The following is an 11,507-nucleotide window of genomic DNA, read 5'->3' on the forward strand; positions in this document are numbered from 1 at the left end:
TGTTTCCTCAGGCAATCGACGCCTTGTAGGCGGCTTCGTCCATCAGGCCTTCGAGCTGGCTTTCATCGGAGAGCTTCATCTTCCACAGCCAGCCATCGCCGGTGGGGGCGGAGTTCACGAGGGCCGGGTCGCTTGCAAGCGCTTCGTTGACCTCGGAGATCTCGCCATCGGCAGGCGCGTACACATCGGAAGCGGCCTTCACGGATTCAACCACGACGGCGGTGTCGCCCTTGGAGAGCGTTGCGCCGGTTTCGGGCAGTTCCACGAACACCAGATCGCCGAGCTGTTCCTGAGCGTGATCGGTGATGCCGACGGTTGCGACGCCGTTCTCGACTTTGATCCACTCGTGGTCTTCGGTGAAATAGGTCTGGCTCATCTGGCTGTTATCCTTTTTTGTAGCGCTGCGGCGTGAAGGGCAGGGTATGGACATCAAGTGCGATGCGGTTGCCGCGCACTTCGGTGAAAAGACGGGTGCCGGGTTCGGAAAGCGCCTTGGCGACATAGCCCATCGCCACCGGATGACCGGCGGAGGGGCCGAAACCGCCCGATGTGACGCGGCCGACCTTTTCGCCGGCTTCGTTGATGAGCGGTGCGCCGGCGCGCACCGGCTGGCGGCCTTCCGGCTTCAGGCCGACGCGCTTTTCCTTCGCGCCATCGGCAATGATCTTCTGCAGGGCCTCGGCGCCGATGAACCGGCCTTCGGAGCGCAGCGCCTTCGGCACGGCCCAAAGGATGGCGGCATTGGCCGGATCGGTCGTCTCGTCGAGATCCTGACCATGCAGGCAGAGCCCGGCTTCGAGCCTGAGGCTGTCGCGGGCGGCAAGGCCAACCCACTGGACGCGCTCGTCGTCGAGCAGTTTGCGGGCAAAGCGCTCCGCCTGATCGACCGGCAGCGCCACCTCGAAACCGTCTTCGCCGGTGTAGCCCGAACGGGTGGCGAACCAGCCCTCATGCGGCTCCGTGCCGGTCATGAAGACGAGATCGCTGAGGTCGAGGCCGGCGGCGATCAGGATGGCTTCTGCGTCGGGGCCCTGAAGGGCGAGGAGGACGCGCTCGAGCGCAGTGAAGGAGATGTTGAAATCTGCGGCGATGGCGCGGAAATGCGCTTCATCCTTCGCGGCATTGCCGGCATTCGCCACGATCATGTAGCGGTTTTCGCCGAGCCGGGTGACGATCAGGTCGTCGATGATGCCGGCATTCTCGTTGAGAAGGACGGTGTATTTCGACTGGCCTTCCCTGAGCGCCGTCGCATCGAGCGGGCAGGCGCGCGACAGGAAGGCTGCTGCGTCTGCGCCTTCAACCTCGAAGAGCTGCATGTGAGAGATGTCGAACAGTCCGGCGCTTTCGCGCGTGTGGATGTGTTCTTTCATCACGCCGGCGGGATAGGTCAGGGGCATGCGCCAGCCGGCGAATGCGCCAAAACGTGCGCCGGCATCTTCATGCAGCGCTTCCAGCGGCAGATGTTTCAGGGATTCGGTGTTGCTCATCATTCCTCCAGAATCGCACGCATGCCGCGGGAAGCGACATGTTCGTGCCCCTCTGTCGGAAGCCTGAGAGACTCGCGCAGCCGGAACTCTGTCGACCACGCTTACACCTTCGGCGCGGGGATCGCTCCCCGACTTTCCAGAGTGTCTTGACCTGTCTACGGTTCTTTTGCCTGAGAGATTTCGGGCGATTTCCCCTTCGGCGTCCGCCCCGGTTTTTCCCGGTTTGGCTCTCTCCCGCAAACAGGTAGGGCTGCTGCCCTCGACGGCTGGAAACTAGCGCAGGCCGCTGCGTTTGTCACCTGTCATAACGCCGGTCGGGGTCGTGGCATCACGCTTTCTGTGCACAATGTCGCATCAGAAGAAATCCGCGCGTCAGCCAGCGCCTTCAGCGCGCGCAAGGTCGGTTTCGATCTGCGCGACAATGCGGTTGGTCTCTTCCTGGAGCCTGCGGATGCGCTTCAGGTTGGCTGCGACGGCGTTGACCAGTTCCGAGCGGCTTTCGTCGGCGGGCGAAACGCCCACGCCGTGCAGCAGCCAGGAGAGGCTGACATTGAGAACGCCGGCGAGCATGGCCAGCCGGTTTGCGCGCGGCTGCGAGCGGTCGCTTTCCCAGGCCTGTATCGTAGCCGCCTTCACGCCGAGACGGCGGGCAAGTTCTGCAACCGAGAGGCCAACGGCGTCGCGCGCCCGGGAGAGGCGGCCGCCCATCGTGTCGCGGTCGGGTGTGTCTGAATAAATATGTGCTGTGTCCTGCACCGGGCAGCACCTCCGTTTTCGATCATCATTGGGTGGCATTCTGAGCTCAATGATCCCGCATTTTAGGGCGGGTTTGCTCCCGAAAGCATGCCGGATGCGACGCGCCGGCACAAGTTTGCGCCGGCGCGTCAATCGTCGTGGAGGTGAAAATCCGTTTGCCGGCAGAATGTTAGCCGAAGAACATGAGGAGATGATTCATCGGCTTCATGTGTTGATTCAGCTCAGCGGGCTGCGAGGCGCTTTGCGTGCCAGGCAAGATGGTCGTCCATGAAGGTCGAGATGAAGAAGTAGGAGTGGTCATAGCCCTCACGCATGTTGAGCGTGAGCGGAATGCCCGCCTTTTTGCAGGCCGCTTCGAACAGCCATGGCCTGAGGCCCTCGTCCAGGAAGCCGTCAGCCGCGCCCTGATCGATCAGGAATTCGGGAAAGCGAGCGCCGTCGGCTACCAGCGCGCAGGCGTCGTGTCCGCGCCACGTGGCTTCGTCCGCTCCCAGATATTTCTCCAGCGCCGGTTTCGACCAGTCCGCAGTCGATGGTTCGACGATGGGGGCGAAGGCGGAGCAGCTTTTGAAGCGGTCGGGGTTTTTAAGCGCGATGGTCAGCGCCCCGTGGCCACCCATGGAGTGTCCGAAAATGCCCTGGCGATCCATGTCCGCCGGAAATTTTTCGGCGATCAGCGCCGGCAGTTCCTCTGTGATGTAGGAATACATGCGGTAGTTCTTGGCGAAGGGCTCCTGCGTGGCGTCCACATAGAAGCCTGCGCCCTTGCCGAACTGCCAGTTGTCCGCCTCGTCCGGCACGTCGTCGCCGCGCGGGCTCGTGTCCGGGCAGACCACGATCATGCCGAGTTCGGCGGCCATGCGGCGGTATTCGCCCTTGTCCATGACATTGGCGTGCGTGCAGGTGAGGCCTGACAGATACCACAGGACCGGGCAGGGGCCATCAGCTGCCTGCGGCGGCACGAACACGGCGAAAGTCATGTCGCACTGGCAGGTTTTTGAGGTGTGGCTGTAAACGCCCTGGACGCCGCCATGGGAGCGGGCGGTGGAGACGGTCTTCATGAGGTCAGTCCCTGTTTTCTTTCAAAGCGCGGCGCACGGTGCGGTCGAGCGCCTGCAGGAAGTCGGAGCGGTCGCGTGCGGTGAAACCGGGATTGTATCCCTTGATCTCACCGGATTCGCGCAGATCCTGTTTGAGGTTGCGCATGGCGACCGCCATGCCGATGGTTTCGGGCGTGAACGGGCGGCCGGTGGGGCCGAGCACATGCACGTCCATCTCCACCAGGCGCGCGGCCAGCGGCACGTCCGCCGTGATGGCGATGTCGCTGGCCACGGCATTTTCCACGATCCAGTCATCGGCGGCGTCGGCGGTGCCGGGCACCACCACATGCCGCACCATGGGATCGCGTGAGGGGCGCAGCCCGCCATTGGAGACATAGACGATGACAAGCCCGTGCCGCTCGGCGACACGGGCTGCTTCCGGTTTCACCGGACAGGCGTCTGCATCCACATAGATGGTCGACAAGGTGATGGCCTCAGTAGACCACCACGGAGCGGATGGATTCGCCCGCATGCATGAGGTCGAAGCCCTTGTTGATCTCGTCCAGCGACAGGGTGTGCGTGATCATCGGATCGATGTCGATTTTGCCTTCCATGTACCAGTCGACGATCTTGGGCACATCCGTGCGGCCGCGTGCGCCGCCAAAGGCGGTGCCTTTCCAGGTGCGTCCGGTGACCAGCTGGAAGGGACGGGTGGAGATTTCCTGACCCGCACCGGCCACGCCGATGATGATGGACTCGCCCCAGCCGCGATGCGCGCTTTCCAGCGCCTGACGCATCACATGGACATTGCCCGTGCAGTCGAACGTGTAGTCCGCGCCGCCGATCTGGTCAGCGCCGCGCTTGGTCATGTTGACGAGATAGGGAACGAGGTCTTCGCCGGCTTCCTTCGGATTGACGAAATGCGTCATGCCGAATTTCTCGCCCCATTCCTTCTTGTCGTTGTTCAGGTCCACGCCGATGATCATGTCGGCGCCGGCAAGCCGGAGGCCCTGGATCACGTTGAGGCCGATGCCGCCGAGGCCGAACACGATGGCGGTCGAGCCGATCTCGACCTTGGCGGTGTTGATGACCGCGCCGACGCCCGTGGTCACGCCGCAGCCGATGTAGCAGATCTTGTCGAAGGGCGCGTCCGGATTGACCTTGGCGACCGCGATTTCGGGCAGAACCGTGAAGTTCGAGAAGGTCGAGCAGCCCATATAGTGATGCAGCTTCTCGCCGTTGAGGGAGAAACGGCTCGTGCCGTCCGGCATCAGGCCCTGGCCCTGGGTGGAGCGGATGGCGGTGCACAGATTGGTTTTCTGCGACAGGCAGGACGGGCACGCACGGCACTCGGGCGTGTAGAGCGGGATCACGTGATCGCCCTTCTTGAGGCTCGTCACGCCGGGACCGACATCAACGACGACGCCAGCGCCTTCATGGCCGAGAATCGCCGGGAAGATGCCTTCCGGATCTGCGCCGGAGAGGGTGAACTCATCCGTATGGCAGATGCCGGTCGCTTTCACCTCGATCAGCACTTCGCCTTCGCGCGGGCCATCGAGGTCTACCTCCATGATTTCAAGTGGTTTTCCTGCCTGAACGGCAACAGCGGCGCGGGTTTTCATGGACAATTCTCCTGCAAGTCCGGAATCTAAGCCGAAAGTTTCAGGAATTGTTATGTCCCGCAAGCCCGTTCCGGCCATAGGATGACGCAATCTGACAAACCCGCTTCTCATGCGACAATTGTGTGAAACGCTTGAGCGGGGGCAAGCAAAGCCATAAAACAGAAACGACGTCGCTCGTTGGGGGGAAACACCGTTCATGTTCAAGAAGATCCTCGTCGCCAATCGCGGTGAAATCGCCTGCCGGGTCATGAAGACAGCGAGGAGGATGGGCATCGCCACCGTCGCGGTCTATTCCGACGCCGATGCCGACGCGGTGCATGTGGACATGGCCGACGAGGCCGTTCACATCGGCCCGCCCGCCGCCAGTCAGAGCTATCTGGTCGCAGACAGGATCATCGCCGCCTGCAAGGAGACCGGCGCAGAGGCCGTGCATCCGGGCTATGGCTTCCTTTCCGAGAATGCAGGGTTCTGCGAGCGACTGGAAGCCGAGGGCATCGTTTTCATCGGCCCCAAGCCGAAGGCCATCAAGGCCATGGGCGACAAGATCACCTCCAAGAAAATTGCCGCCGAGGCCGGAGTCTCGACCGTTCCCGGTTTCATGGGACTGATCGATGATGCCGAACATGCGGTGCGCATCGCGGGTGAAATCGGTTACCCGGTGATGATCAAGGCATCGGCGGGCGGCGGCGGCAAGGGCATGCGGATTGCCTGGAACGATGACGAGGCGCGCGAAGGGTTCGAGCGCTCAAAATCGGAAGCTGCGTCCTCTTTCGGCGATGACCGCATCTTCATCGAGAAATTCATCGAGGAGCCGCGCCATATCGAGATACAGGTGCTGGCGGACGCGCATGGCGCGTGCCTGCATCTGGGCGAGCGCGAGTGCTCCATCCAGCGCCGCAATCAGAAGGTGGTGGAGGAGGCTCCGTCGCCCTTTCTGGATGCCGAGACGCGCGCGGCCATGGGCGCACAGTCTGTGGCGCTCGCAAAAGCCGTTGATTATCAAAGCGCCGGCACGGTCGAGTTCATCGTCGACAAGAACCGGAATTTCTATTTTCTGGAGATGAACACGCGCCTCCAGGTGGAGCATCCGGTGACCGAGCTTGTCACCGGCATCGACCTGGTGGAGCAGATGCTGCGGGTGGCGGCAGGCGAGGCGCTGTCCTTCGGTCAGGCCGATGTGAAGCTCAATGGCTGGGCCATTGAAAGCCGTATCTATGCCGAAGATCCGGTGCGTAACTTTCTGCCGTCCATCGGCAGGCTCACCCGTTACCGTCCGCCGCAGGAGGGGCGTTTGGGCGATGCCGTCCTGCGCAACGATACGGGCGTGACGGAAGGGTCGGAAATCTCGATGTTCTACGACCCGATGATCGCCAAGCTCTGTACCTGGGCGCCCGAGCGACTTGATGCGATCAACGCGATGAGCGAGGCGCTGGACCGTTTCGTGATCGACGGAATCGAGCACAACATTCCATTCCTCGCAGCTCTGATGAGCCATCCGCGCTGGCGCGAAGGGCGTCTGTCAACCGGCTTCATCGCGGAGGAGTTTCCTGACGGGTTTGCGCCGCCATCGCTCATGGCGGGCGAGCGCACGGTGCTTGCTGCGGTGGCGCTGGCCGTGGAGCTTCTGCGGCGTGATCGTCTCGACCGGCTGACCGGCCGTCTTGCACCGCATTCGGGCGAACTGAAGCGCGACTGGGTGGTGCGGCTCGATGACGATTATCTGTCCGTCAGCCTTGTCGAAGGCATGATCTCGATCCCGCTGGAAATGGACATTCGCATTGGCGATGCCGATCCGGTGACCGTGCGCTCTTCCTGGCGTCCGGGGGAGCCGGTCTGGGAAGGCGATGTCAATGGCCGCACTGTCGCCGTTCAGGTGCGTCCGATCCTCAATGGCGTTCAGGTCGCCTGGCAGGGCGTGGCTGCGAATGCGCGCGTGATGCTGCCACGCATTGCCGAGCTTGACCGCCTGATGCCCGTGCGCGAAGCGCCCGATACGTCGAAAATGCTGCTTTGCCCGATGCCGGGTCTGGTCGTGTCCATCGCGGTCGCCACCGGGCAGCAGGTCAAGGCGGGCGAAATACTCGCCGTTGTCGAGGCGATGAAGATGGAGAATGTCCTGCGCGCCGAGCGTGACGGGATGGTGGCAAAGATCAATGCCGCGCCCGGTGACAGCCTCGCCGTGGATGCGGTCATCATGGAATTCGAATAGGAGCTTTCCAAAAATGGCGCAGATGGAAAAGCGGGCAGCGGTGCTGTTCGATCTCGACGGCACGCTGACGAACCCGTTTGTCGGCATTTCCAGCTGCATCCGCCATGCAATGGAGAAGATGGGGCGCACGGCCCCGGATGACGCTACCATTCGCTCCCATATCGGGCCGCCCCTTCAGGTCACCTTCGCCACGTTTCTGGAAACCAGTGACGAAGGGCGCATCTGGGAGGCGGTCGGGCACTATCGCGAACGTTATCAGGACGTCGGAAAGTTCGAGAATGAGCTCATTCCCGGCATCAGGGAGACGCTTTCCCATTGTGTCGATGCAGGGCATTTCCTCTCCGTGGCGACCTCGAAGATGGAAGCCTACAGCAAGGATATCATTGCGCATTTCGATCTCGCGCGCTTCTTCGATGCAGTGCACGGCTCTGCCCCCGATGGGACCAATGCCAACAAGGCGGACCTGATCCGGCACATCATCGCCAGTGAAGGGATCGAGCCCGAAAACACGGTGATGATCGGCGACCGGCTTCACGATGTTGCCGGCGGCAAGGCGAATGGCGTGCCGGCGATTGGCGTTCTCTGGGGGTTTGGCGACCGGGCCGAGCTGGCGGAAGCGGGCGCGGTCGGTATCGTGGAAGAGCCGGCAGAGCTGGCCGTCGAAATCGACCGGGTTCTGGCTGCAGAGACGGTCTGACGCGTTCAGAAAGCCGTGTGCTGCCGGGTGACGGGCCTTTACCCCCGGTGCCCGATGCGGGACAATGAGCTTTGAGTCTTCAAGAAGCAGTTGGCAGCAATTCATGGCGAGCGACAGGCGTTTGCGCGATCCGATTTTCGCAGCGGCGGAGCGTGAAAGAAACCGGCCCGAACGGCCCTTCATTCACCTGCGGGTGCATTCGCCCTATTCGCTGCTGGAAGGCGCGCTGCCTCTTGGAAAGGTCATTGGCCATGCGCTGAAGGATGAAGCGCCGGCCATCGCCATCACCGACACCAACAATCTGTTCGGCGCGCTGGAGTTTTCCCAGAAAGCCTCCAAGGAGGGGCTGCAACCCATCGTCGGCTGCCAGCTTGACTGCGCGTTTGAGGACGCGCTGGCGGAAAGCCGCCGCGGCAATGGCCGCAAGGGTGGGGGCGCGCAGTATGAACCGCTGGTTCTGATCGCTTCGACCGAGGCAGGTTACGCCAATCTCGTGCGGCTCGTCAGCCGCGCCTATCTCGACAATGAGCCGGGCGAGGCGACCCATATCACCACGGAATGGCTGACCGAGCTGGCCGACGGCATCATCTGCCTGAGCGGCGGTCCGCGCGGGCCGATCGGCGCCGCATTGAAGGCCGACCGGCCCGAGGTTGCCGAGGAGCGGTTGCTTTTCCTGAAGGAATGCTTTGGCAACCGGCTCTATGTGGAACTGGAGCGTTTCGAGGGGTACGACCGGGTTATCGAGGCGGCAACCGTCGATCTCGCCTACAAGCTCGAACTGCCGCTGGTTGCGACCAATGAGGCATTTTTTCCCGCCCGTGAGGATTACGAGGCCCATGACGCGCTGATCGCCATCGCCGAGGGCGCGGTGATCGCCATGGACGACCGCCGCCAGCTCACGCCGGACAATTATCTCAAGAGCCAGGCCGAGATGGCGCGGCTCTTTTCCGATCTGCCCGAGGCCATCGACAACACGATCGAGATCGCCCGGCGCTGTTCCTATTTCACGCAGACCCATCCGCCGATCCTGCCGCGCTTTACGGGCGCGGATGCGGCCGACGCCGAGGCGGCGCTTCAGGCCGAGGCTGACGAATTGCGGCGTCAGGCCCGCGAAGGTCTCGACCACCGCCTCAATTCACAGGGGCTGGCCGAAGGCTATACGCGCGAGCAATATGCCGAGCGCCTTGACTATGAGCTCGGCATTATCGAGCGGATGAAGTTCCCGGGCTACTTCCTGATCGTTTCGGACTTCATCAAATGGGCGAAGGCTCAGGATATCCCTGTGGGGCCGGGGCGTGGTTCGGGTGCTGGCTCGCTCGTCGCCTACGCGCTCACCATTACCGATGTGGACCCGCTGCGCTTCTCGCTTCTGTTCGAGCGCTTCCTGAACCCCGACCGCGTGTCGATGCCCGACTTTGATATCGACTTCTGTCAGGATCGCCGCGAAGAGGTGATCCGCTACGTGCAGCGCAAATATGGCCGCGATCAGGTGGGCCAGATCATCACCTTCGGTACGCTGCAGGCCCGCGCCGTTCTGCGCGATGTGGGGCGCGTGCTGCAGATGCCCTATGGCCAGGTCGACCGGCTCTGCAAGATGGTGCCTTCGAACCCGGCCAATCCCACGCCGCTGCCCAAGGCCATCGAGGATGAGCCGCGCTTCGCCGAAGAAGTGGAGAAGGAGCCGATTGTCGGGACGCTTCTCGATTATGCCCAGAAGCTAGAAGGTCTCTACCGCCACGCCTCGACGCACGCCGCCGGCATCGTGATCGGCGACCGGCCGCTCTCCGAGCTGGTGCCGATGTATCGAGACCCGCGCTCCGACATGCCGGTCACCCAGTTCAACATGAAATGGGTCGAGCAGGCGGGGCTGGTGAAGTTCGACTTTCTCGGCCTGAAGACGCTGACCGTTCTGGAAACGGCGGTGAAGCTCATCCGCCGCCGGGGCATCGAGATCGATCTGGCGCATATCCCGCTCGACGATCCAGAAACCTACGCGATGCTCTCGCGCGGCGAGACGGTCGGCGTGTTCCAGGTGGAATCGGCCGGCATGCGCAAGGCGCTGATCGGCATGAAGCCCGACCGCATCGAGGACATTATCGCGCTGGTCGCGCTCTATCGTCCCGGTCCGATGGAGAACATTCCCACCTACAATGCGCGCAAGCATGGTGACGAGGAAATCGCCTCGATCCACCCAAAGATCGACCATCTGGTGAAGGAGACGCAGGGCGTTATCGTTTACCAGGAGCAGGTGATGCAGATCGCGCAGGAGCTGGCCGGCTACACGCTCGGTCAGGCTGACCTTCTGCGCCGCGCCATGGGCAAGAAGATCCGCGCGGAGATGGAAAAGCAGCGCGGCATCTTCGTGGATGGCGCGACCGAGCGCGGCGTTTCCAAGCAGCAGGCAAACTTCATCTTTGACCTGCTCGCCAAGTTCGCCGACTACGGCTTCAACAAGTCGCACGCCGCTGCCTACGCCATCGTCTCCTATCAGACGGCCTATCTGAAGGCGCATTACCCGGTCGAGTTCCTCGCCGCGTCGATGACCTACGATATGGCCAACTCCGACAAGCTGAACGACTTCCGCCGCGACGCCATGCGGCTCGACATTGAAGTCGTGTCGCCATCGGTCCTGACCTCGCATCGTCCGTTCGAAGTGGGTGAGAACAAGATTTTCTACTCGCTCGCCGCCATCAAGGGCGTGGGCGACGCGGCGGTGGAGCACATCGTCGAGAAGCGCAACGAGAAGCAGTTCGAGAGCCTTGAGGATTTCTGCGCCCGCATCGATCCCAAGATCGTCGGCAAACGGGTTCTGGAAAGCCTGATTCAGGCCGGCGCATTCGACTGTTTCGGTCTCGACCGCGCGGCCCTGTTCGGCGGCATCGACCGGCTTATGGGCATGGCGGCACGCGCGGCCGAGGACGCGGCCATGGGGCAGGGCGACATTTTCGGCATGTCGGGCGGCGGCGAGCCGCAGAAGCTTCATCTGCCGGTGGTCGAGCCATGGTCCGCTGCCGACAAGCTGCATCGCGAATTCCAGGTGGTCGGCTGCTACCTCTCGGCGCATCCGCTGGATGAATATGCCGAGATCCTGGAAAAGATGCGCGTGCAGAACTGGGGCACGTTCCAGGCTGCAGTGAAGCGCGGGGCGACGGCCGGGCGGCTTGCTGGCACCGTCACCTCCAAGCAGGAGCGGCGCACCCGCACCGGCAACAAGATGGGCATCATCCAGTTGTCCGACGCCACCGGACAGTATGAGGCCGTGCTCTTTTCCGAGGCGCTCGCGCAATATCGCGATCTTCTGGAAGCGGGTTCTTCCGTGGTCATCATGGTGGGGGCTGAAAACCGGCCTGAAGGCGTCAATCTGCGCATTCAGGGCGTGCAGTCGCTTGAGGAAGAAGCATGCCGGATGCAGAAGGCGCTGCGCATCTATCTGCGCGACCCCAAGCCGCTGGCCGCCATCTCCTCGCAGCTGACCCAGCGTGGCGATGCGCAGGTGAGCCTCGTCGTCATCAAGGATGGCGGGCAGGGCGAGATCGAGGTCGGGTTGCCCAACCGCTACCGCATCTCGCCGCAGGTTGCAGCCGCCATGCGCGCCGTGCCGGGCGTTGTGGAGGTTGAACTTGTTTAGGCGTTGCGCCACAAGGTGAGCGCAGCAACTTCTGGTCGTTTTTGCAAATTTCCGCGATCAGGGATTTT

Annotated in this window: 9 protein-coding genes and 1 riboswitch; of the genes, 3 read left to right on the forward strand and 6 right to left on the reverse strand. The window is 62.7% G+C overall.

All coding sequences use genetic code 11. The features are described 5' to 3' along the window. Positions 1-7: 7 nt before the first annotated feature. The 6 genes from gcvH to AC4PTT_RS09115 form a co-directional block, all read right to left on the reverse strand. Positions 8-376 (reverse strand): glycine cleavage system protein GcvH, encoded by a 369-nt coding sequence (gene gcvH, locus AC4PTT_RS09090; protein WP_113155437.1) that lies wholly within the window; start codon positions 374-376, stop codon positions 8-10. Positions 377-383: 7 nt separating this feature from the next. Beyond that, the gene (gene gcvT, locus AC4PTT_RS09095; RefSeq protein WP_492162551.1) at positions 384-1,487 is read right to left on the reverse strand and encodes a glycine cleavage system aminomethyltransferase GcvT; all 1,104 of its coding nucleotides are present in this window, start codon (positions 1,485-1,487) and stop codon (positions 384-386) included. A 148-nt stretch (positions 1,488-1,635) separates the two neighbouring features. After that, positions 1,636-1,734, reverse strand: a riboswitch (glycine riboswitch). A gap of 125 nt (positions 1,735-1,859) precedes the next feature. Then, positions 1,860-2,243: a helix-turn-helix domain-containing protein gene (locus AC4PTT_RS09100; RefSeq protein ID WP_113155436.1), complete on the reverse strand. Its 384-nt coding sequence runs from the start codon at positions 2,241-2,243 to the stop codon at positions 1,860-1,862. A 221-nt stretch (positions 2,244-2,464) separates the two neighbouring features. Continuing rightward, complete coding sequence (fghA, locus tag AC4PTT_RS09105) at positions 2,465-3,304, reverse strand: S-formylglutathione hydrolase (RefSeq protein WP_492162552.1); 840 nt, start codon at positions 3,302-3,304, stop codon at positions 2,465-2,467. A gap of 4 nt (positions 3,305-3,308) precedes the next feature. Further along, entirely contained in the window at positions 3,309-3,773 is a 465-nt protein-coding gene (locus AC4PTT_RS09110) for a YaiI/YqxD family protein (RefSeq protein WP_492162601.1), read from the reverse strand. 4 nt (positions 3,774-3,777) lie between these two features. After that, entirely contained in the window at positions 3,778-4,905 is a 1,128-nt protein-coding gene (locus AC4PTT_RS09115) for an S-(hydroxymethyl)glutathione dehydrogenase/class III alcohol dehydrogenase (protein WP_113155433.1), read from the reverse strand. A 196-nt stretch (positions 4,906-5,101) separates the two neighbouring features. Here AC4PTT_RS09115 and AC4PTT_RS09120 point away from each other — a divergent pair, with 196 nt between their 5' ends. From AC4PTT_RS09120 to dnaE, 3 genes are all read left to right on the forward strand, one after another. Continuing rightward, positions 5,102-7,114, forward strand: a complete 2,013-nt coding sequence (locus tag AC4PTT_RS09120) for an acetyl-CoA carboxylase biotin carboxylase subunit (protein WP_492162553.1) — start codon at positions 5,102-5,104, stop codon at positions 7,112-7,114. A gap of 13 nt (positions 7,115-7,127) precedes the next feature. Beyond that, positions 7,128-7,811, forward strand: a complete 684-nt coding sequence (locus AC4PTT_RS09125) for an HAD hydrolase-like protein (RefSeq protein ID WP_206546337.1) — start codon at positions 7,128-7,130, stop codon at positions 7,809-7,811. 103 nt (positions 7,812-7,914) lie between these two features. Then, on the forward strand, positions 7,915-11,439 hold the full coding sequence (gene dnaE / locus AC4PTT_RS09130) for a DNA polymerase III subunit alpha (protein ID WP_492162554.1): 3,525 nt from the start codon (positions 7,915-7,917) through the stop codon (positions 11,437-11,439). Positions 11,440-11,507: the final 68 nt, after the last annotated feature.

The organism is Nitratireductor sp. WH36-1 (genome assembly GCF_058725515.1).

Coding starts and splice junctions, on each gene's coding strand:
- gcvH (WP_113155437.1), bottom strand. CDS start 376: ATGAGCCAGACCTATTTCACCGAAGACCACGAGTGGATCAAAGTCGAG.
- gcvT (WP_492162551.1), bottom strand. CDS start 1,487: ATGAGCAACACCGAATCCCTGAAACATCTGCCGCTGGAAGCGCTGCAT.
- fghA (WP_492162552.1), bottom strand. CDS start 3,304: ATGAAGACCGTCTCCACCGCCCGCTCCCATGGCGGCGTCCAGGGCGTT.
- AC4PTT_RS09115 (WP_113155433.1), bottom strand. CDS start 4,905: ATGAAAACCCGCGCCGCTGTTGCCGTTCAGGCAGGAAAACCACTTGAA.
- AC4PTT_RS09120 (WP_492162553.1), top strand. CDS start 5,102: ATGTTCAAGAAGATCCTCGTCGCCAATCGCGGTGAAATCGCCTGCCGG.
- AC4PTT_RS09125 (WP_206546337.1), top strand. CDS start 7,128: ATGGCGCAGATGGAAAAGCGGGCAGCGGTGCTGTTCGATCTCGACGGC.
- dnaE (WP_492162554.1), top strand. CDS start 7,915: ATGGCGAGCGACAGGCGTTTGCGCGATCCGATTTTCGCAGCGGCGGAG.